This window comes from Nitratireductor sp. ATLC21 (genome assembly GCF_057196525.1).
Genome location: NZ_JBXUOU010000001.1, coordinates 608,871 through 628,835, shown reverse-complemented (window position 1 = coordinate 628,835; position 19,965 = coordinate 608,871). Strand labels below are relative to the sequence as shown.

The window sequence follows — 19,965 nt, the reverse complement described above, 5'->3', positions numbered from 1 at the left end:
CATCCGGTGCCGGATGGCGGTCAATCTCTCACACAATAAAAACCGGCACTTTCGCTCGCACCATATTCGGGATGCGTGTCGATCACGTGAGAAAGCGAAGGAATGCTCCAGCGGTCAACGACCCGATAGCCCATGCTATCGAGCGATTCCAGAAACGAGGCTTCACTACGGATTTGATAAGGCACCAGGGCCGGCCCGATCCGCTCCAGGGTTACGATGGTTTCTCCCTTCCGCAGCGCTACCTTGTTCAGGAGCAGGTGTTTGGGCAACGCCACCAGACGTCCAAGAAGAGTGACCAGGGGAAGGTCCAGATATTGCAGCAAACCTGATCCGAGAAACAGGTCGTAGGGGCCGTATCCATCGATGCTGCTTGTGAACTGCAAATTGTCGATACCGTCGTGGCGAGCACGTTTTTCTCCTGCCTTTACGATGGCTGGAACGTCGTAGATGGTCCATGCGATGGAACCGATTTCGGGCAGAACACTTGTGAATGCACGGAATTTCGTGCCCATGTGGCCGCCTGCGTCAAGCAGTGAACGGATATCCTGGCGGCGTTGACTGAGCCAGAACAGGACCGGGTAATCCCACGGCATCAGTCGGCACATCTCTTCGAACGCCACCCCCGCGACCGCGTCATGATCATATCCGGCGAGACCACGCCGGCTGGCGGCGCTCAGGGCATCGTCATAGGTGGCGTAGACACCTGAGAAACGCACGGAACGATGCGCGACCATCCGCATCCGGCCAGTTGCCGCCTGAAACGGCAGGAGCGCTGTTCCGTGCACTCGCTTGAGACCCTGTTTGATATGGTTCAGCGACATTTCTGAAATTTTTGCCCGTTTGCTCAAAAACCAGGTTTTTCTGACGAAAACGTAGCCTCTGAGCCCTGTTTTCACCAATTCATCAATCCGGCTTAGGGAAGAGCCGATCTGATTAGAGAGCAGGAAGGGTTCATGATGCCGAAGGTTTCAGACCGGGAACCCATGTTTCTTTGCCAGCGCCCAGATCTCGCGGTTCGTGGCGATCAGGCGGTTGATGGAACTGGTGATGTTGGCGATTTCGGCATCATCGATGGCGTCGACCTTTCCATATTTCAATCGGTCGCCTGAATCCGAAATCCGCATGAGCAATGTGGAGACGTTCTCTCCCGTGTCATCAAAGGAATAAATGCAGTGATTGTATTTGTTTCGAAGCTTGGCTTCGCTCATCATGCGGCGTGTGACGCCCAGCACGTCTTCACGGATCTGCGGCTCGGTCCGATCGAGTTTGGCGAGGCGTTCAACCAGATCAACACGCGCTCTCGACGTGTTCAGGGTCAGGAAGATCACCGTGGCAGTTTCCATGTCCACCCGGGCGAGCCCGGCGATAAGATGAATGAGAAGGCTTTCCGTGTTGGTCCATGTGTAATTCAACTGCCCCAGCAGGGTCAGCACGTCGCGGAAACGCTGATTGCCTTCCTTCATCGCAAGAGTGCCCGCACTCATCTGGAATGGCTCGATGAAGCGTATGCTAGCACTGCGCATTTCAAGCGTCCACGCCGCCCGCAGATGGGGTTCAATCCTCACGGAAAGCGCGATTCATGCTGTCCATGATCGGTTTCGAGAGATACTCGAAGAATGTGCGTTCCGCTGTCTGGATCAAGACTTCCGCAGGCATGCCTGGCGTGGGCAGAAACCCGCGGACACGGGCGAGTTCGCTTGGAGGCAGGCGAACACGCGCAAGATAGATCTCGCGCTTGTCAGCCGCGGACTGATCACGCAGGGCGTCGGCCGAAACATAGAATACCTCGCCTATCAGGACAGGCGTGGTGCGCTGATTGAGGGCGGTCAGCCGAACAGTGGCCTCCTGGCCAACACGCACACTGTCGATCTTGGTGCGCGGAATCTGGGTTTCGATGATTAGGGGAACATCGGAGGGCAAGATCTCGGCGATGCTCTTGCCGCTCTCAATGACCCCGCCCGGGGTGTGGTAATACAACCGTATGACGGTACCGGTAACGGGCGCATTGATGGTGGCACGGCGCAACACATTCTCGGCTGCGCGTGACTGCTCTCGCACCGCATCGAGTTCGGCCTCGATGGCTTGCAGCTCATCGAGAGCGGCCTGTCTATAGGCCGCAAGGGTTTGGTCTGCCTGCTGCCGGTAACGGGCGATCTGCGCCTGCGTTTCATCCACTTCTGCAGCGAGGCGTCCGATCTGCCCCTCCGCTTCGGCCATGGCCCGCTTGATCGCCGAAATCTCCGGTTTGCGCATCAGCCCCTGCTGATAGAGTTTTTGCTTGCCGGTGAACTCATCGGAAAGGAAGGCAAGTTGGCGGGTCAGAGCCTCATGCTGTGCTTCGTACCCCCGACCTCGAATTTCAAGTGCGGCGATGTTGTTGTTGAGCAGCTCGATTTCACTGTTCAGCTTGCGTTTTGAGGATGTGAAGTTGAGTTTCTGGCTGTCGAGGATTTCCGCGACTTCCGGATCGACCATCCGCTCGGTCAGCTCACCTGGAAACTCGATGCTGTCTTTCTCCTGATATTCCGCGCTCAATCGGGCGACGATGGCCAGCAGGCGGGCGCGCCGGAGAAAGAGTTGCCGTTCATTGGCAAGAGCCGAGGTCTCATCAAGCTGAACCAAGGGTTGGCCAGCGACGATGTGATCGCCTTCCGAAACCAGTATTTCCTTGATCACGCCGCCTTCGAGATGCTGGACGATCTTGTTTTGACCAGTGGCGACAAAACTGCCTTGCGAGATGACGGCCGCGGCCAGCGGGGCGAAACTTGCCCAAACCCCAAAACCGCCAAAGCAAAGAACCAGCAGGACAATCCCGGCGATGGATTGTTTGCGTATCGAGCGCGGAACGTCCGCGTACCACGTCATGTCCTGGAGTTTTGCGATATCTGAGGAACTCATCGGGAGCCTGCCTTCAGGGGAGCTGAGCGGCCAGAGGGCCGTTTTGCAGTTGTCCGGCCTGGTGTGCCGCAAGTGCGCGCAGCACGTCCTCGCGGCGACCGAACATTGAAATCGTGCCGTTCGTCATCAGCAGAATCTTGTCGACATGCTGAAGCAGGGATGGGCGCTGTGTAATGACGACCGCGGTAATCCGGTTATGCTTGGCATGCTTCAACGCCCGCGCCAGGGCTGCATCTCCGGCACTATCGAGGTTCGAATTCGGTTCATCGAGAACAATCATGCGCGGATTGCCAAAGAAAGCGCGGGCGAGGGCGATCCGTTGCTTCTGTCCGCCCGACAGGGGGGAGCCGTCGGCCGCAACGATTGTTTCGTACCCCTGCGGGAATGTTGCGATCATCTCGTGCACGTCGGCGAGTATTGCCGCCTGATAGATTTCCTGATCGTCGACATCGTCGCGCATGCGCGCAATGTTGGCTTTGATGGAACCCGGGAAGAGCTGAACGTCTTGCGGTAGATAGCCGATATTATCGCCGAACTGACGTTGATCCCAGTTGCGCAGGTCCATGAGATCCAGGCGAACGCTGCCTGAGGTCGGCAAGATTGACCCGACGAGCATTTTGCCGAGCGTCGTTTTTCCGGCGCCGGAATTGCCGATCACGGCGAGTGAATCTCCTGGGCGTAGAGAAAAATTGATGCCGTTGAGAACAACGCGTTTGGTGCCCTGGGGCACATAAAGTACCCGTTCCACGTCCAGTCTGCCTTCGGGCTTCGGCAGCACCAGCCGTTCGAGATTCAGAGGAGAGGACCGGAGCAGCGTGCTGATCCGGCGATAGGCTCCGCGTGAGAGAATGAACTGATTCCAGCCTTCGATGGAGCCCTCTATCGGCGCCAGCGCCCGGCCTGCGATGATGGAGGCAGCGATCACCATGCCACCGGTTATATGGCCCTGGATGGCGAGATAGGCCCCCCAGCCGAGCAAGGCGACTTGCGTCAGCAGGCGGATGGCCCGGGAGGTGGCGGCCGAAACGATGTTGCGGTCCTGTGCCTTGACCTGCGCCTTCAGCGAACCGGCGGTATCCTGCCCCCAGATCTTCACCGCTTCCGGGATCATCGCCAGGGCGTTGATGATCTGAGAGTTTCGCGCCATGGAATCGAGATGCAGATTGGCTTTGCTCTGAAAGACATTCGCTTCGCCGAACGGGGCTGCGGTGGCACGCTGGTTGATGAAGGCGACCAGGGTGAGGAGGAGCGCCGAAAGCACCACAATGCTTCCCAGATGAGGGTGGACCAAAAAGACGGCGAGTACGAAGATCGGAGCGAAGGGGATGTCGAGAAAGGCGAGCAGCGTGCCTGAGACCAGAAATGAGCGCAGTTGCTGCAGGTCGCCGAGGGTCTGGTACTCGCGTCCGGTTCCATGCAGCGAAGCGCGCGCCGCCGCACTCAAGATCGGCGCCCCCAATTGAGCCGCGACCTCGACTGCCGTGCGCATGAGGATAAATCGTCTTATGGCGTCGAAAATGGCTTGAAGCAGTACTGCGCCCACGATGACAATCGTCAGCATAATAAGGGTATCGGTGGAGCGGCTGGTCAGAACGCGGTCAGAGATCTGGAAGAGATAGATCGGGATGGCGAGAACGAGAATGTTGCTGGCGTTGGTGAACAGGAGCACCATGAGCATGTTTTTTCGCACCGCTGACAGGCCTGCGGTGAGGCTCTTTGAAAAGTCTACTGGGCCGAGCCGGCGGTGAAACGAGCCTTTGGTGCCGGTGCTGTTGGTAATTTCTGCTGCTTTGGTGCCTGATTGAGTGTTGTCGATCTCGTTTCTATCGGGGGCACGTCCCGAGTGGGGGTTATCTGCTTGCGCGGCATTGTCCCCTGATTGTATCGCGCTGGGAGAGGGCTTGTCTTGCCGCGAGCCCGGAGCGGTGTCATCTGCGGGGGTGAAATCGCCGCTGGGTTCTGCCTTTCCTGACGGTTCGCTTGTTCTTGCAGCCCGGGCATCCACTTCCTTGAAGATGCGAGAAATCTCTTCATCGGCAGCGCGCAGAATTCGCTGTTTGCGCGCCTCCTCTTCCGTGCCAAACGTGCAGGAGGAGGCGTCGTTCACATGGGCCAGCCGCTTTTTCGGTTTGTCCAGCATGTCGTTCCCCCCGGCCTTTGCTACCCAAGCATCGTCTGCATCACGTCTGCGGTGCCACCGTCAGGGATCGACGCATCGGATGGATTTTGTCCGGCGTCCCCTTCGCCTGGTGCTACGAGATCATCGCTCAAAAACACCACCGCCTCGCTGATCAGCGTGTCGGCGCTCTTGGTATAGAGGCCCGTGTCGTGCGAAATCAGTTCAGCCTGAATGAGCAGCTCATCGGAGTAGACCGACCCCGCTATGTACGTTGTGGAATTTACACCGCCATCGACAATGGCCGCTTGATTGATGAGTGCGTTGGAGCCGGTGGAGATATCCCAAGATGCGTCGGCATTTTCCGCGGTTTGGCTCTTCGCAAGCGCGACCTGGTCCGCATCGCCCAAAACATTGGTCTGGCTGACATATTGGAGATCGACCACGTCGCCGGAAATATAAAGGACCCGGATGGTAGGCACGCCGGCGAAATCCATTTCCGAAAGAAGCGATTGTGGAGCGGCGCCCGTGCTCTCGGCCAGCTGGTTCAACGCTTCCAGATAGGAAGGGGGCATCTCTTCGAACGATACGGTTCCATACTGGGTGATGGAAGCCTCGTTCCACAGGAGATTTCCACTGGTCGAAAGCGTGGCGGTGCCCTCGGTCTGAAAATCACCAACCGTCCCAACGATATCATCATCCAGAAGTATGTTCGTCTGGCTTATAATGTTGGCATGATAGACATTGCCGCCGACGATGATGAGGTCGTAGTAGTTTCCCAGCTCGGCAAGCGACGAAGCGTTGATGACCGTGTTGTCGCCGAGAACGATTTCGGTTCCGCCACCGGAAGCCGACATGATCGTGATGTCATTGTCCTCCACGAAGCTGACCTGCTTGATCCAGTTGGTCAGCATCAGATCGCCGTCGATCCGTGAAACCTGCCAGTGGGCAGGAAATACCGGATCGCCTTGGGCATTCTGGACGCCAGCCGGAGGCGGATTGTCGATCGTCCGAATGGTGGCGGTGTTGAAGGCTTTGGTCGGTGTTTCCGTCAACGATTTCCAGCCGTTGAGCGCTTCGCTCGTCGTGTCGTTGTCGCTCCATACATTCAACTGACTGATCACGTTGATATGGACATAGTCGCCGGCCACGGCGAGCACCGGCGCCCCGTACCAATCATTCACCAGTATTGCCTCGTTGACGAGCAGGTTTGCTCCTGCTTCGACATTCATTGTCGAGTGCGTTGAGAAATCGGTCGCGTCCGCGTCCGGACTTTCAACTTTCGCAATTTTCGTTGGGAGATGGGCATCCAGTACCGGCAGGTCCTCGACTTGCTGACCGTTCACAAACTTGCCCTCTATGGTTTCGCCCCGCAGGACGAACACACCGTCGCCTTCCCCCAGCGTGTCGATGAACGCGTCGGCAAGGTCCGGCGCATGCATGATGAAGTCTCCGATCTCAGCAGCGGATCCTGGCGCCTCAAGATCGGCGAATGGCTGGAGAGACGAGGCGGCCTCAATAAGATTTGCAAGTGCCGAGTCTGCGTCACCGACGGGATTGAGGCGCAGCCCATGATCGCCGGTGCTCAGATAGTCATTGTCTTCCAAATAGGCCTGTTGCTTGAGGTAGAAAGCAAGCGAGCCGAGCGGCTGGTATTCAGCAAAAACTTCTGTGTCGGCTGCCATGAAGGGTGTGCTGCCACCCATCAGAGCCGGGACAGCACTTTGACCGTCGAGCTCTAGTGGTATTGGATCGAAACGCACATGGACGATCAGATGCGCGTCAAATCTATCGATCGGGGGCGGCGCGTATTCAATCCGTGGAGAGAAGCCTTCAAGAGCGTAAGGGCTGACAATGTTAATACGGACATTCAGGAGCTCATTGGGCTCCAACGGGGTTTCCTGAAGCGCCTTGAAGTCCGCATAGTCGAGCCTCAGCCTGGCGTCTTCAATGGCCTGGGAAAACAGTCCGATGAAGTGGGCGATCGCTTCTGTGGTTTGATCCATATGCATAAAGCATCACCTTGCTTCGACCTGAGCTGGATCGACATCCTGCCGACCATCATTGTCCGCACACACTGGTTGAAAGGTGCGGAGGTTTGCGGGTGTCAGACGAAGGGTGAATGTCGCAAACCTCCGTCTCCGGCGCCCAGGGGGGGCGGGCGCCGGAAGTCGCTTGTTGTCAGGCGTCGTCTTCGCCGACAACGGTGTTGTTCAGATCGCCACCAACCACGGTGGTATCCACGCTGTTGCCGAGTACATTGGCGCCCATGACGATCTGCTGATTGAAGGCACTGGTGTCGACAAGCGCATCCGCGCTCGCCTCTGAAATGCCATTCACATAGCCATCATCGCCATTGTTGGATCCCCACATGCCTCCGGCGCCGCCTGCGCCGCCTGCACCTGTGGTCGCGATGCCACCCATGCCACCGGCGCCGCCATTGCCGCCTGAGACCGGTCCGGCCCATGCATCACCAGCGTCACCGCCGATTGCAGAAGCCCAACCGCCTGCGCCGTTGCCACCATTGCCACCGTCGCCACCGCGTGCGGCACCTAGGCCGAAGCCTTCCCCTTCGCCGAGGCCAAAGCCGAGGCCTGCGCCGCCGTCAGCCGCGCCGCCCAGACCACCGAGGCCGCCCATGCCGCCTACGCCGCCGTCGCCGCCGGTGCCTGTTCCGCCATTGCCGCCGGAGCCTTCACCACCTGCAGCACCGGTGCCGGTGCCTCCTGCACCGCCAGCGCCAGCTGCACCGCCGGCACCACCTGCGGCCGCTGCTGCATCTGCTGCAGCGGCAGCGTCTGCTGCACCGCCCAGTCCAAGACCACCGGAGGCTGCGGCAGCATCGGCTGCAGCGGCTGCATCGGCCGCAGCGTTTCCGCCGTCGCCGGCTTCACCGCCCGAGCCGCCTTCGCCGCCTGAACCTTCACCGCCGGCGCCACCGGTTCCGGTACCACCTGCGCCACCTGTGCCATAACCGCCCAGGCCGCCTGCGCCTCCGGCGCCGCCTGCGCCGCCGGCACCGCCCGTGCCACCATCGCCGCCAAGGCCGACGCCGACACCAAGGCCACCGAGGCCAAGACCTGTACCGGTGGCTGTTCCACCTGATCCGCCTGCCGCGCCGTTGCCATTGCCGCCATAGGCTTTGGCGTCGTCAGCCATGCCGCCGCGGGCATAGCCACCGTCGGCATAACCGTGCGCACCATTGCCGCCATCGGCGTCGGCATCGCCGCCACCTTCGCCACCGTCGCCGCCGGCAACGATGCCATCATCGGCTGTCGCATTGCCGCCCGTCGCGTGGCCATTCTGATTGAAGGCGGCCTCATTTGAGACGTTCGGGTTCTCAAGCGTATCGTTGTCTACCAGGTCGTTCACCTGACCGATCACGAAGGCATTGTCATTCCCGCCGCCATTGAGCGAGTTGTTGAGAATGTCGTCAAACGACATGTCATCGCCCGGATCGTAGGAAATTTCGCCGTCGCGGTTGATGAACAGTTGGTCGACTGTGCCGCCACCGTAGATGTCCACGTCCGCGAAATCATCGTCGGTGGGCACAAAACCGTCCAGACCAACGTTCACGGATGTGTTGACCGAGGTGGCGACGTTTGTGGCCACGTCTGTGTTGTTGGTCGCGTTGTTCTCGGCGTTGTTCTGTGCCGTGTTGCCGGCATTGTTGCTTGCCGTGTTGTCGGCGGCATTGGTGGCAGCGTTCTCAGCCGTGTTGCCAGCCTGATTGGTGGCCGCATTCTGCGCTGCGTTGGACGCTACGTTTGTGCCGGCATTGTTGCTGGTGTTGTCGGCATCATTGGTGGCGCCGTTGTCCGCGTTGTTGCCGGCGGTGTTTTCCGCCGTGTTGATTGCGGTCTGTTCCTGGCCCTGATGCTGCCATTCACCTTGATGCTGATGTTGATCCTGGTCCTGATTGTTGCCAGGCCAGCCAGGGAAGAATACGCCAAAACCGTTTTGTTTGGGCATGATCGTGTCCTCATCCTCAAAATGAGAACCGTGTGGACACGATCACTGTTCATCTCTCAGGTGATATTGTGTCTACACGGTCCTGCTGTTTCGCGGCCCATGAGCCGCCTTTGGAAGTGCAGAGCCACGTTCGGACATCGAATGAAGATGCACTCCTCCCTCTGCCGGATGAGACCCGTGATCCCGGTGTGAATCCCCACCGCCCACATCATCGTTGCGACCCATGAACAGTCTTCACGGGCAGGGACGGGCTTATCCGACGGGAGGAATTGTCGTGCCGGGACCGCCAACAAAAAACCTGCAAATTCGGTCGATTGGGGCTCATCAGGGCCTGACCATAGGTCCACCCACCACGTCAAAATGGGTAGAGGCGGGGTAGCCAGGTTTGGGTGAGTCGGAGAAAGCATGGCGGAAACATGCCGCTTTCCACAGCTTTGTACCTGCAAGGCGAGCCGACCGGGAACGCCTTGATTCGGCGAAACTGCTCAGAAGCGAAAAGTCCAGTAAAGACAGGCGAGCGTAGCCAGGCCGAAACCTATGAAGGCCAAAGTGCGCAAAAGCACATTGCGCCGTAGCGTGTCCAGTGACAGATGAGCCGCCACGATCCCCACGGCGAAAAGGAAGTGCCAGTCGAGGAGAGCCTGCAGCGCTTGCATATTGCCGAACGCCAGCCTTGCACCTTGCACACCGACAATCGTTGCAAACAGCACGATGGCTGCCAGATAGAGCGGGGTTGTACCGCTTGTGTGCACCACTGCTGCCGCCCGGATTGGCAGTATGGTGACCAACATGGCTGCAAGGGCGTAGAGAGCAGCCAGTGGCATGAAGCTTGATGCGCTGGCAAGCCCATCAAGCCTCTCGTTGCCGAGGCTACCAAACCCGTATCCCTTGCTCTGAAGTGCGAACCCGAGGGCGACGAGCAACCCAGTCAAGACTGCAACGACAAGGAAGGCGGACGCTGTGCGGTTCATGCAGGATCACTCCGGTATTGAGACACTCCTCGCTTAGGATGATCCGCAGGTCTTGAAAAGTCCGGAGAGCAGAATTGCTGCTCAAGAACATGCATGGCCTGGATGGGCCACTGACAGAGGAGGCCGCGCAAGAGCAAGTTTAGCCGTTAGGAGTTGGCGACTTTCTTGCGTTCCTCACGCGCGAGGCGACGTTTCTCAACCTCGTTGAGAACATAGCAGGCGTCTTCTGCCTCGGATTTGCTGATGCCGGCTACGATCGTCATGCCGATCATTGCCGGCTCGTTACGCAGATTGTCCCAAACGGTCCAGAGTTCTGAAGGGTCCAGGACTATCTCGTAGCGGGGTTTCATCTCCCGTCTCCTTCATCGGGTTGATCTCCGTGTCTTGCCTAATGAGAGATCAATGATTCTGATGAAAGAGAAGTAAGTAAAAACAATAGGATATGACTAAAATTGTACTGAATTTTCCAGGCCGCACAGCGGTCCGAGCGGGCCTTCAAGGCGGACAGACAGGAAGATAAGGAAGATGGGATGGTGGGCGCGGCAGGGATTGAACCTGCGACCCCACCCGTGTGAAGGGTGTGCTCTCCCGCTGAGCTACGCGCCCGCTGACGACGTGTCGCCAAGCGAGCCGCGATATAAGGGGCGGCGTGGGTGGGTGTCAAGCGGGCTTTCGGTCCTGTGGTCAGGACGCCGTCGCAGCGATCAGATTTTCCACCATTTCGACTGTGAGCTCGTCAAAACCTGAGATCACACGTGAGGGTTCAAATGTGCTTACATGCTGATCGGTATAGCCAAAATCAACCGCGATAACGGGAACGCCGGCGGCCTTCGCTGTGTCGATATCCGTCCGCGAATCGCCAACCATCACCGCCCGTTGAGGATCAGCGCCTGCCATGGCGATGGTCCGCAAAAGATGACCGGGGTCGGGTTTGCGCATGGGGAAGGTGTCGCCGCCACATATCGCGCGGAAATGTCCGACAAGACCAAGCGCTTCAAGAAGCGAAAGAGACATCCCTTCGAGTTTGTTGGTGCAGACTGCTGCTGTGTATCCCGCCGCCAGAAAACGTTCGATCGTCTCGACCGCGCCGGGAAAGGGGCGGGAATGACCGGGGACGTTGGCGGTATAATGCTCCAGGAAAATGGCCTGCAGCGCGTCCAGCTGGTCTCGGGCCAGATGCCTTTTACGAAGGGCGAAGGCCCGCTCGATCATCACACGACTGCCAAAACCGACAATGCGGTTGATGTCTTCCTGCTTCACCGGTTCCATGTCGACAGTCTCGAGGCAGTGATTCAGGCTGTCGAGCAGGTCTGGTGCCGTGTCGACGAGTGTTCCGTCGAGATCGAAGACAATGATTGGCGCTGACATGATGTTCCCTTCGTTGAGTTTCACTGGGATACAGTGCACGGCTGGGTGAAGCAAGTTTGGCCCTGTCGCCGCCCATGCGCTCTGGCCTGCATTGCGGGGAGCGATAAAACGGGTTAGGAACCGCTGAGATATGACCGGGGGCAAGATGTCGGCGGATATGCGGGAATTGAAGATCGAGGCTGCTCGGGCCGCGCTTGATCACGTTGAAGACGGGATGCGGCTGGGCATCGGAACAGGGTCCACCGCAGAGGAGTTTGTCCGCCTGTTGGCTCAACGGGTGGCTGGTGGCCTGACCGTGATTGGGGTGCCTACTTCGGAACGCACGGCCAAGCTGTGCAGCGAACTGGGTGTAGCGCTCACCACACTCGAAGAAACACCCGAACTGGACCTGACTGTGGACGGTGCCGATGAAATCGGCCCGCAGCTTGGTTTGATCAAGGGGGGAGGAGGCGCGCTGCTGCGCGAAAAGATCGTCGCGGCGGCCTCCAAACGGATGATCGTCATTGCCGACAAGTCGAAAATCGTTGAAACGCTCGGTCGTTTTCCATTGCCGATTGAGGTCAATGCCTTTGGGCTAGGCGCTACGGTTCGGGCCATCGGTGAAGCCGCGCGTGCGCTCGGACTCGAAGGAAGCCTGGAAGTTCGGGAAAGGGACGGATCATCGTTTGTTACCGATGGCGGGCATCTCATCGTTGATGCATCTTTTGGCCGCATTCCCGATCCAAGAGCATTGGCAAGCGCTTTGAACGCCATACCGGGTGTTGTAGAACACGGCCTGTTCCTCGACCTCGCGGACACCGCTTTCGTGGCTGGTGATGGCGAGGTGCGAACCCTCCGGGCCGCATGAACAAGAATGGAGTGAGAAACATATGAACCTGGCAACCCGCATCCGCCTTGTTGCAGCTTCTGCAGCCTTGGCGATGACGTTCGCTTTCACCCCTGCCGGCGCGCAGGAGATTTCCGCTTCGCATCTTGCAGCGGCACGCTCCGCGATTGATGCGATCAACGCCACCGATGATTTTGATGGCGTTTTGCCCCAGGCGGCAGCGGCTCTGAAATCAGAGCTCATTCGCAAAAACCCGGACATGGTTGCACTGATCAATGCCACGGTCGACGAGAAGGCCATTGAACTGGCGAGCCGTCGGGTCGATCTGGAGCGCGAAGCGGCACAGGCTTATGCTCGTGTCTTTACGGAGCAGGAGCTTACCGAAATCGCGCAGTTCTACTCGTCACCGACCGGGATCAAGCTGATAGAGGATGGCCCGATCGTGACCCGCGAGGTGCTGAAGGCCGGTGAAATCTGGCGGCGTGGCATTGCCCGCGATCTCGCTCAGATGGTGGGCCAGCAGATCCAGGCCGCGACCAAGGCGACAGGAAACGGAGAGGCTTCTGAAGAGGGAACGAAGGCTCAATAAGCTTTCGATCACGAAACAGTTAGAGCCCGGTCTTCGTGCCGGGCTTTTATTCTTCTATGGGCGTTTCTAAGTGAGTTCTGCAACGAGGCGGTCGCAGGGGTGCCAAACGGCGCCAGCCCGGTGAACGCCGGTTATTCTAGTTATTCAAGGGGCGAGAAATAGACGATGAGCGATTTCGACTACGATCTATTTGTGATTGGCGGCGGTTCGGGCGGTGTGCGCGCCGCACGCGTGGCCGCGGGGCTGGGGAAGCGCGTTGCGATTGCTGAAGAATACCGCTTTGGCGGCACCTGTGTCATTCGCGGCTGCGTACCCAAAAAGCTCTATGTCTATGCCTCTCAGTTTCCTGAGCATTTCGAGGATGCAGCCGGGTATGGCTGGTCGGTGCCCAAACCCACGTTTGACTGGAAAACGCTCGTCGCCAACAAGGACCAGGAGATCACTCGGCTCGAAGGTCTCTATCGCAAGGGACTTGAGAATGCCGGCGCCGACATTTTCGAGGCGCGTGCAATGCTGGTGGATCGGCACACGCTCGATGTCGGAGGAAAGCGCGTAACTGCTGACAAGATCATCATCGCCGTTGGCGGTCGCCCCAATCCACATGTCGCATTGCCCGGTCAGGAGCTCTGTATCTCTTCCAATGAGGCATTTGATCTTCCTGAACTGCCTTCGAGCATTGTGATTGAAGGTGGTGGTTATATCGCTGTCGAGTTTGCAAACATTTTCCACGGCCTGGGTGTCGACACGACGCTGGTCTATCGCGGTAAGGAAATCCTGTCGCGCTTTGATCTCGATTTGCGGCGTGAGCTTCATGCTACCATGGAAGCCAAGGGGATCCGCATCATCTGCCAGGATGTCCTTACCCAGGTCGAAAAGCGCGCCGATGGTGAATTGGATGTTCGCCTGAAATCGGGTGAAGTGCTGCGGGCGGGCCAGGTGATGCTTGCCATTGGCCGAATTCCCAATACTGAAGGGCTGGGACTTGAGGCGGCCGGCGTTGAAACGGGCAAGACCGGTGAGATCATCGTTGATGCGTATTCACGCACCAATGTCGACAATATCTGGGCGCTGGGCGATGTCACCAATCGGGTACAGCTGACACCGGTCGCGATCCATGAGGCGATGTGCTTCATCGAGACCGAGTATAAGGGCAATCCGACCGAGGTCGACCATGACACGATCGCCACCGCCGTGTTTTCCCAGCCGGAGATTGGTACGGTCGGGCTTTCCGAGGACGAGGCAGCGCAACGTTTCGACCGACTGGAAGTCTATCGTGCGAGCTTCCGCCCCATGCGGCACACGCTTTCCGGCCGTCAGGAGAAAATGCTGATGAAGCTGGTTGTGGATGGCGAAAGCCGGCGGGTGCTCGGTGCGCACGTCCTTGGGCCGGATGCCGGCGAGATGGCGCAGGTGTTGGGTATCGCCCTCAAGGCGCGGCTCACCAAGGACGATTTTGATCGAACCATGGCAGTGCACCCATCGGCGGCCGAAGAACTGGTCACGATGTATCAACCGACCTACCGTGTCGAAAAAGGGCAGCGGGTCGACTGATATGGGGGAGGGCGCGGCAGCGGGTGCTCTTGTCGGGTATTTTGGCTATGGGTCGCTCGTCAACCGCGATACCCATCGCACCGAGATTGTGAATGCGCTGCCTGCTCGCCTGAAGGGCTGGCGGCGCCACTGGGTGCGTCGCGATGAGGCAAGCAACCGAGCCCTTCTGAGCGTGCGCCGTGAAGCAGGGGCCGTCATCGACGGCCTGCTGGTCCTGGATCGGGCTGAGAACCTTGCCGCAGTCGATATTCGTGAAGAGCGTTACAAGCGCGTCTTGATTACGCCGGACGATCTTGAATTGACCGGAGGGGTGCCGTCGGATTGCCCGCTTTATGTATATGAAGCATCGGTTTGCGAAGGGAAGGGGCGTCTGGAGATCATCCAGTCCTATCTCGATGCAGTGCTTCAGGGTTTCCTGCGTGAACATGGCTGTGCCGGGGTCGAGCGTTTCATTCATGAGACCGACGGCTTTGATGCTGCTATCCTTGCGGATCGCAAGAGGCCAACCTATCCGCGCGCCGTGACGCTTGCGGCCGAGGAGCAGGCTTTTTTCGATGCACTTTTAATGCAGATAACTCCTGATTTTGCATCTTTCGTGCGTTAGTGTTTCCTTCATGCCACAATTGCGGGCTAGTATCAGGCGCTTCCTTTGGTTAAGAAGCGGCCTTCCAGTATCCGTCTTGGAGATTTCAGCGGATAGAGGGCATGATCCTGTAGCAACTGTCGAGTAAGCAAGATGACGAAGTGGTCGCCGAATTCGTGGAGAAACAAGCCAATCCAGCAGGTTCCGGCCTATCCGGACGCTGAAGCCCTGGCCGAGGTCGAGGCGCGCATGGCCACGTATCCGCCGCTCGTTTTTGCAGGCGAGGCGCGCAAGCTGAAGAAGCAGCTCGCTGCTGTCGCCGAAGGCAACGGTTTCCTGCTTCAGGGGGGCGATTGCGCCGAAAGCTTTGCCGAGCACGGCGCGGACAACATCCGCGATTTCTTCCGCGCCTTCCTGCAGATGGCCGTTGTCCTGACCTATGCGGGATCGCAGCCCGTTGTGAAGGTCGGGCGCATTGCCGGCCAGTTCGCCAAGCCGCGCTCCTCAGATAACGAGACCAAAGGCGATGTGGTGCTGCCGAGCTACCGCGGTGACATCATCAACGGCATCGAATTCGACGAAGCCTCGCGCATTCCCGATCCTGCGCGCCAGGAGATGGTCTATCGGCAGTCAGCCGCGACACTCAATCTTCTGCGCGCTTTTGCCCAGGGCGGGTTTGCCAATCTGGAGAACGTTCACAAGTGGATGCTGGGCTTTCTGTCCGACAGCCCGCAGGCCGAGCGCTATCAGGAACTCGCCAATCGCATTTCCGAGGCGGTCGACTTCATGCGTGCCATTGGCATCACGGGTGAAAGCACCCATGCACTGCGCGAGACGGATTTCTACACCAGCCATGAGGGTCTGCTTCTTGGGTATGAGGAGGCATTGACGCGCGTCGATTCCACCTCCGGCGACTGGTACGCCACATCCGGTCACATGATCTGGATCGGTGATCGCACGCGCCAGCCCGATCATGCTCATGTGGAATACTGCCGTGGCATCAAGAATCCGCTTGGGCTGAAATGCGGTCCCTCGCTCTCGCCGGACGGCCTGCTCGAACTGATTGATATTCTCAACCCGGAAAATGAGCCCGGCCGCCTGACCCTGATCGCACGTTTCGGCGCGGACAAGGTCGCAGACCATCTGCCGAAGCTCATTCGGGCGGTGGAAAAGGAAGGCCGCAAGGTCGTGTGGTCCTGCGATCCTATGCACGGCAACACCGTCACTGCCGCGGGCTACAAGACGCGACCCTTCGACCGCATTCTCAAGGAGGTCCAGACCTTCTTCGAGGTGCACCGCGCCGAGGGCTCGCACCCGGGCGGCCTGCATGTGGAGATGACCGGCAAGAACGTTACCGAGTGCACGGGCGGCGCGCGTGCCATCCGCGACGAGGAACTGCAGGATCGATACCACACGCATTGTGACCCGCGTCTCAATGCCGATCAGGCGCTGGAACTGTCTTTCCTGGTGGCGGAGCTCTTGAAGAAAGACCGAGAGTCATTGCCGGCAGGCAAGGTCGCCAACGGCTGAAACGGATTGAGCCATAGCTTCAGCGATAGTTGATGTCGCTTGGGGCGTGCCACTGATAAACATGGTCTCCATACGACTTGGTCGCGTTGGGAGAGAACCATGACAAACGAATGCAGCGGATCGTGCCTGTGCGGTGCGGTCCGTTTTCGCACCAAGGGCTCATTGCGTGGTGTGGTCTATTGCCATTGTTCGCAGTGCCGCAAGCAGACGGGGCTTTACTATGCGGCGACGGATGTCGACGTCTCGAACGTGATGCTCGAAGGCGAGGATCAACTCACCTGGTATGCGGCGTCCGATTTTGCGCGACGTGGATTTTGCAAGACATGCGGCTCAGCCTTGTTCTGGAGACGGCTTGGCGCGGATAAGATCTCAATACTGGCCGGTGCGTTCGACCTGCCGTCCGGGCTCACCGCCGAAAGCCATATTTTCGTGGCGGACAAGGGCGATTTCTATGATATCGCGGATGGGTTGCCTCAGTATCAGCGCGGCAGCCCTGGTGTCATTGTCGCGGAGGAACGTGAGCAGGAATGACTGACATTTCGGACGCCCTCAAACTCGAGACACGTGTCGGCCTCCCGGCAGACCTGCTTTATCTCGTGGAGAAATATCCGCGCGAGGTCTGGCAGGGGCATCCCAATCTCGGTGAAATGGCCCGGTTCTGGCTGCAGCGACACGACATGTTCCGCGAGTTGGGGGGCATGCTGAAGACGGGAATGGTCGACTACCGGGAAGAGAGGCTTGCACCGCGCGATTTTGCTGGCTGGTTTGCGCCGCGCCTGCGTTTCTTCCTGCAGCAACTCCACGGGCATCATCAGATAGAGGATATGCACTACTTCCCGGTTTTCGCGAAAGCCGAGCCGCGCATGAAGCGCGGATTTGATCTGCTCGACAGTGATCATCATGTGATCCATGACGCCTTGGAGCGCAATGCGCAGGCGGGTACAGCCTTCCTGCAGGCGCTGCAGGCCAACAATGCGCGCGAGCGCTTCGCTGCGGATGCCTATGCACGCGACAATGAGGCGCTGCTTGGCATGCTTCTTCGGCACCTGGACGATGAGGAAGATCTGATCATCCCGCTCATTCTGGACCGCAGCGAGGAGGGGCTTGGCGTGGGTGTCTGACCAGAGCGGCAGTGTTGCCAGCGGGGGGTGCAAAGGCTACACGCTTAAGGCACTTCGCTTCCTCAGACATATCGAACAGGAACGTCATGGTACCCAAATCTGCCCCTTCCGACATTCTGCGCATCGCCACCGCTCAGCTCAATCCGGTTGTGGGTGATGTCACGGGAAATCTGGCAAAAGCGCGCGAGGCCAGGGCAGAGGCCGCGCGCCATGGTGCCGATCTCGTTCTGTTCACGGAGCTGTTCATTGCCGGTTATCCGCCGGAAGATCTGGTCCTCAAACCGGCCTTCGTCGACGCGTGCGAGAGGGCTGTTCGCGAGCTTGCCGAAGACACCAAGGATGAGGGGCCGGGTGTCATCATCGGGGTGCCGCTCAAACGAGAGAGCGGGCTGCACAATGCGGTGATGGTCCTCGATGGTGGTGAGGTGATCGCCGAACGCTTCAAGCTTGATCTTCCCAATTACGGAGAATTCGACGAGAAGCGTGTTTTCCAGCCGGGACCGCATATGCCGGGGCCTGTCAACTTCCGTGGTGTTCGCATCGGCATCCCCGTCTGCGAGGACATTTGGGGGGAACTCGGCGTTTGCGAGACGCTGGCCGAATCGGGGGCCGAGATGCTCCTGGTGCCGAACGGCTCGCCTTATTATCGCGGCAAGGTCGAAGTGCGCCAACAGGTGGTCATTCGCCAGGTGATAGAGAGCGGTCTGCCGATCCTGTATGCCAATCAGCTCGGCGGGCAGGATGAACTTGTCTTCGACGGCGCATCCTTTGCCATCCAGGCCGACAAATCCCTTGCCTTTCAAATGAGCCAGTTCGAGGAGGTCGTCTCGATATCGACCTGGAAACGCGAGGGAGAGGGGTGGCGCTGCGATGACGGTCCCATGTCGAAGATCCCGGAGAAGGAAGAAGCCGATTATCGTGCCTGCATGCTGGGCCTGCGCGACTATGTGAACAAGAACGGCTTCAAGAATGTGGTTCTTGGCCTATCGGGCGGCATCGATTCTGCCATCTGTGCTGCGCTGGCAGTGGATGCTTTGGGGGAGGAGCGGGTTCGCTGCATCATGATGCCATACCACTACACCTCCAAGGATTCGCTCAAGGATGCGGAAGACTGCGCGCGGGCGCTGGGTTGCCGTTACGACATCGTTCCGATCTTCGAACCGGTCGAAGGGTTCTCGAACGCTCTCGGCCAGCTTTTTGAAGGCACCAAGGAAGGAGTGACGGAGGAAAACCTGCAAAGCCGCACCCGCGGCACCATCCTCATGGCTGTCTCGAACAAGTTCGGCTCCATGGTTGTCACCACGGGCAACAAGTCGGAAATGTCCGTCGGCTACGCCACGCTCTACGGCGATATGAATGGCGGCTTCAATCCAATCAAGGATGTGTACAAGATGCAGGTCTATGCCCTGTCGGCCTGGCGCAACACGACCGTTCCGCCTGGCGCGCTGGGGCCTTCGGGAGAGGTCATTCCGCAAAACATCATCGACAAGGCGCCGTCTGCCGAGCTGCGTCCGGATCAGACGGATCAGGATTCCCTGCCGCCCTATCCAGTGCTCGACGATATTCTGGAATGTCTCGTTGAAGGGGAAATGAGTGTCGACGCGATCGTCGCGCGCGGGCACGATCGCGAAACGGCCCATAGGGTCGAGCATCTCCTCTATATTGCCGAATACAAGCGTCGGCAGGCTGCACCCGGTGTGAAGATTACCAAGAAGAATTTCGGGCGGGACCGTCGTTACCCGATCACGAACAGATTCAGGGATCGATCCTAGGTTTCTGTTTTTTCAGGATTTTGTTTGGGTTTTGCTTGCTGTTCTCCCGTCCGGGCCTCCAGGTCCTTTCGGGTTGAATAGACCCGGTCGACCAAGCCCCAGGCACAGGCTTCCTGCGCTGTCATAAAGAAGTCTCGGTCGAGCGTTCGCTCCACCTCCTCTTCCGTGCGCCCGCAATGTTCTGCATAGAGCCGGATCAGCCTGCGCTTCAGCTTCAAAATATCTTCTGCGTGGCGCTGCACGTCGGATGCCTGGCCACGAAAACCGCCGGAAGGCTGGTGTAGGACGATGCTGGCATTGGCAAGGGCCGCACGCCGACCAGGCGCGCCCGCCATCAGCAGAAACGATCCCATGGAACCGGCCGTCCCCATGCAGACGGTCGCCACGGGGCTGTTGATGAAATTCATCGTGTCATAGATGGCGAACCCGCTCGAGACGACGCCGCCCGGTGAGTTTATGTAGAAGGAGATTTCCCGTTCCGGGTTCTCCGCTTCCAGATAGAGAAGCTGCGCGCAGATGAGCGCCGCCGAATCGTCATTCACCTCGCCGTTCAGAAAGATGATCCGCTCCCGCAGGAGCCTCGAATAGATGTCGAAGGAGCGTTCACCTCGGGGTGATTGCTCCACAACCATGGGGACGAGCGCCATCGTGTCGCGCATGCGCGATCT

The 19,965-nt window shown here is 58.8% G+C and carries 18 protein-coding genes and 1 tRNA gene; 8 read left to right on the top strand and 11 right to left on the bottom strand.

Features of this window, described 5'->3' with window-relative positions; translation table 11 throughout:
- Positions 1 to 20 precede the first annotated feature (20 nt).
- The 10 genes from AC2CHD_RS03140 to AC2CHD_RS03095 form a co-directional block, all read right to left on the bottom strand.
- Positions 21 to 821, bottom strand: a complete 801-nt coding sequence (locus AC2CHD_RS03140; RefSeq protein ID WP_484552545.1) for a methyltransferase, TIGR04325 family — start codon at positions 819 to 821, stop codon at positions 21 to 23.
- Between the two features lie 147 nt (positions 822 to 968).
- Positions 969 to 1,484: a hypothetical protein gene (locus tag AC2CHD_RS03135; RefSeq protein WP_484553198.1), complete on the bottom strand. Its 516-nt coding sequence runs from the start codon at positions 1,482 to 1,484 to the stop codon at positions 969 to 971.
- A gap of 70 nt (positions 1,485 to 1,554) precedes the next feature.
- The gene (locus tag AC2CHD_RS03130; protein WP_484552544.1) at positions 1,555 to 2,898 is read right to left on the bottom strand and encodes an HlyD family type I secretion periplasmic adaptor subunit; all 1,344 of its coding nucleotides are present in this window, start codon (positions 2,896 to 2,898) and stop codon (positions 1,555 to 1,557) included.
- Between the two features lie 13 nt (positions 2,899 to 2,911).
- On the bottom strand, positions 2,912 to 5,038 hold the full coding sequence (locus AC2CHD_RS03125; protein ID WP_484552543.1) for a type I secretion system permease/ATPase: 2,127 nt from the start codon (positions 5,036 to 5,038) through the stop codon (positions 2,912 to 2,914).
- A gap of 20 nt (positions 5,039 to 5,058) precedes the next feature.
- Positions 5,059 to 7,020: a type I secretion protein gene (locus tag AC2CHD_RS03120; RefSeq protein WP_484552542.1), complete on the bottom strand. Its 1,962-nt coding sequence runs from the start codon at positions 7,018 to 7,020 to the stop codon at positions 5,059 to 5,061.
- A gap of 175 nt (positions 7,021 to 7,195) precedes the next feature.
- The gene (locus tag AC2CHD_RS03115; protein ID WP_484552541.1) at positions 7,196 to 8,986 is read right to left on the bottom strand and encodes a hypothetical protein; all 1,791 of its coding nucleotides are present in this window, start codon (positions 8,984 to 8,986) and stop codon (positions 7,196 to 7,198) included.
- Between the two features lie 485 nt (positions 8,987 to 9,471).
- Positions 9,472 to 9,957, bottom strand: coding sequence for a hypothetical protein (locus AC2CHD_RS03110; RefSeq protein ID WP_484552540.1), 486 nt, complete (start codon positions 9,955 to 9,957; stop codon positions 9,472 to 9,474).
- Between the two features lie 146 nt (positions 9,958 to 10,103).
- Positions 10,104 to 10,307 (bottom strand): hypothetical protein, encoded by a 204-nt coding sequence (locus tag AC2CHD_RS03105; protein WP_484552539.1) that lies wholly within the window; start codon positions 10,305 to 10,307, stop codon positions 10,104 to 10,106.
- 181 nt (positions 10,308 to 10,488) lie between these two features.
- Positions 10,489 to 10,563: transfer RNA gene (locus AC2CHD_RS03100), tRNA-Val, on the bottom strand.
- A 78-nt stretch (positions 10,564 to 10,641) separates the two neighbouring features.
- Positions 10,642 to 11,325 (bottom strand): HAD family hydrolase, encoded by a 684-nt coding sequence (locus AC2CHD_RS03095; RefSeq protein ID WP_484552538.1) that lies wholly within the window; start codon positions 11,323 to 11,325, stop codon positions 10,642 to 10,644.
- Positions 11,326 to 11,470: 145 nt separating this feature from the next.
- Between AC2CHD_RS03095 and rpiA the strand changes: the two genes are divergently transcribed.
- From rpiA to AC2CHD_RS03055, 8 genes are all read left to right on the top strand, one after another.
- Complete coding sequence (gene rpiA, locus AC2CHD_RS03090; RefSeq protein ID WP_484553197.1) at positions 11,471 to 12,172, top strand: ribose-5-phosphate isomerase RpiA; 702 nt, start codon at positions 11,471 to 11,473, stop codon at positions 12,170 to 12,172.
- Positions 12,173 to 12,194: 22 nt separating this feature from the next.
- Positions 12,195 to 12,740, top strand: coding sequence for a DUF2059 domain-containing protein (locus tag AC2CHD_RS03085; protein WP_484552537.1), 546 nt, complete (start codon positions 12,195 to 12,197; stop codon positions 12,738 to 12,740).
- A 165-nt stretch (positions 12,741 to 12,905) separates the two neighbouring features.
- Complete coding sequence (gene gor, locus AC2CHD_RS03080) at positions 12,906 to 14,291, top strand: glutathione-disulfide reductase (RefSeq protein ID WP_484552536.1); 1,386 nt, start codon at positions 12,906 to 12,908, stop codon at positions 14,289 to 14,291.
- Between the two features lies 1 nt (position 14,292).
- Positions 14,293 to 14,895: a gamma-glutamylcyclotransferase family protein gene (locus tag AC2CHD_RS03075; protein WP_484552535.1), complete on the top strand. Its 603-nt coding sequence runs from the start codon at positions 14,293 to 14,295 to the stop codon at positions 14,893 to 14,895.
- A 132-nt stretch (positions 14,896 to 15,027) separates the two neighbouring features.
- Complete coding sequence (locus AC2CHD_RS03070; RefSeq protein WP_229449131.1) at positions 15,028 to 16,404, top strand: class II 3-deoxy-7-phosphoheptulonate synthase; 1,377 nt, start codon at positions 15,028 to 15,030, stop codon at positions 16,402 to 16,404.
- A 99-nt stretch (positions 16,405 to 16,503) separates the two neighbouring features.
- Positions 16,504 to 16,935 carry a GFA family protein gene (locus AC2CHD_RS03065; RefSeq protein WP_229449132.1) on the top strand — a complete coding sequence of 144 codons (432 nt, stop codon included), beginning with the start codon at positions 16,504 to 16,506 and terminating at the stop codon, positions 16,933 to 16,935.
- Entirely contained in the window at positions 16,932 to 17,525 is a 594-nt protein-coding gene (locus tag AC2CHD_RS03060) for a hemerythrin domain-containing protein (RefSeq protein ID WP_484552534.1), read from the top strand. The genes AC2CHD_RS03065 and AC2CHD_RS03060 overlap by 4 nt, the downstream gene beginning before the upstream one ends.
- Before the next feature lie 86 nt (positions 17,526 to 17,611).
- Positions 17,612 to 19,297, top strand: coding sequence for an NAD+ synthase (locus AC2CHD_RS03055; protein WP_484552533.1), 1,686 nt, complete (start codon positions 17,612 to 17,614; stop codon positions 19,295 to 19,297).
- Here AC2CHD_RS03055 and AC2CHD_RS03050 read toward each other — a convergent pair.
- Positions 19,294 to 19,956 (bottom strand): ATP-dependent Clp protease proteolytic subunit, encoded by a 663-nt coding sequence (locus AC2CHD_RS03050; protein WP_484552532.1) that lies wholly within the window; start codon positions 19,954 to 19,956, stop codon positions 19,294 to 19,296. The two genes, AC2CHD_RS03055 and AC2CHD_RS03050, sit on opposite strands and share 4 nt — an antisense overlap.
- Between the last annotated feature and the right edge of the window lie 9 nt (positions 19,957 to 19,965).

Bases quoted from the DNA above. Each gene is read 5' to 3' on its own strand.
- AC2CHD_RS03140 (WP_484552545.1), bottom strand. From the start codon at position 821: ATGTCGCTGAACCATATCAAACAGGGTCTCAAGCGAGTGCACGGAACA.
- AC2CHD_RS03135 (WP_484553198.1), bottom strand. From the start codon at position 1,484: ATGAGTGCGGGCACTCTTGCGATGAAGGAAGGCAATCAGCGTTTCCGC.
- AC2CHD_RS03130 (WP_484552544.1), bottom strand. From the start codon at position 2,898: ATGAGTTCCTCAGATATCGCAAAACTCCAGGACATGACGTGGTACGCG.
- AC2CHD_RS03125 (WP_484552543.1), bottom strand. From the start codon at position 5,038: ATGCTGGACAAACCGAAAAAGCGGCTGGCCCATGTGAACGACGCCTCC.
- AC2CHD_RS03120 (WP_484552542.1), bottom strand. From the start codon at position 7,020: ATGGATCAAACCACAGAAGCGATCGCCCACTTCATCGGACTGTTTTCC.
- AC2CHD_RS03115 (WP_484552541.1), bottom strand. From the start codon at position 8,986: ATGCCCAAACAAAACGGTTTTGGCGTATTCTTCCCTGGCTGGCCTGGC.
- AC2CHD_RS03110 (WP_484552540.1), bottom strand. From the start codon at position 9,957: ATGAACCGCACAGCGTCCGCCTTCCTTGTCGTTGCAGTCTTGACTGGG.
- AC2CHD_RS03105 (WP_484552539.1), bottom strand. From the start codon at position 10,307: ATGAAACCCCGCTACGAGATAGTCCTGGACCCTTCAGAACTCTGGACC.
- AC2CHD_RS03095 (WP_484552538.1), bottom strand. From the start codon at position 11,325: ATGTCAGCGCCAATCATTGTCTTCGATCTCGACGGAACACTCGTCGAC.
- rpiA (WP_484553197.1), top strand. From the start codon at position 11,471: ATGTCGGCGGATATGCGGGAATTGAAGATCGAGGCTGCTCGGGCCGCG.
- AC2CHD_RS03085 (WP_484552537.1), top strand. From the start codon at position 12,195: ATGAACCTGGCAACCCGCATCCGCCTTGTTGCAGCTTCTGCAGCCTTG.
- gor (WP_484552536.1), top strand. From the start codon at position 12,906: ATGAGCGATTTCGACTACGATCTATTTGTGATTGGCGGCGGTTCGGGC.
- AC2CHD_RS03075 (WP_484552535.1), top strand. From the start codon at position 14,293: ATGGGGGAGGGCGCGGCAGCGGGTGCTCTTGTCGGGTATTTTGGCTAT.
- AC2CHD_RS03070 (WP_229449131.1), top strand. From the start codon at position 15,028: ATGACGAAGTGGTCGCCGAATTCGTGGAGAAACAAGCCAATCCAGCAG.
- AC2CHD_RS03065 (WP_229449132.1), top strand. From the start codon at position 16,504: ATGACAAACGAATGCAGCGGATCGTGCCTGTGCGGTGCGGTCCGTTTT.
- AC2CHD_RS03060 (WP_484552534.1), top strand. From the start codon at position 16,932: ATGACTGACATTTCGGACGCCCTCAAACTCGAGACACGTGTCGGCCTC.
- AC2CHD_RS03055 (WP_484552533.1), top strand. From the start codon at position 17,612: ATGGTACCCAAATCTGCCCCTTCCGACATTCTGCGCATCGCCACCGCT.
- AC2CHD_RS03050 (WP_484552532.1), bottom strand. From the start codon at position 19,956: ATGCGCGACACGATGGCGCTCGTCCCCATGGTTGTGGAGCAATCACCC.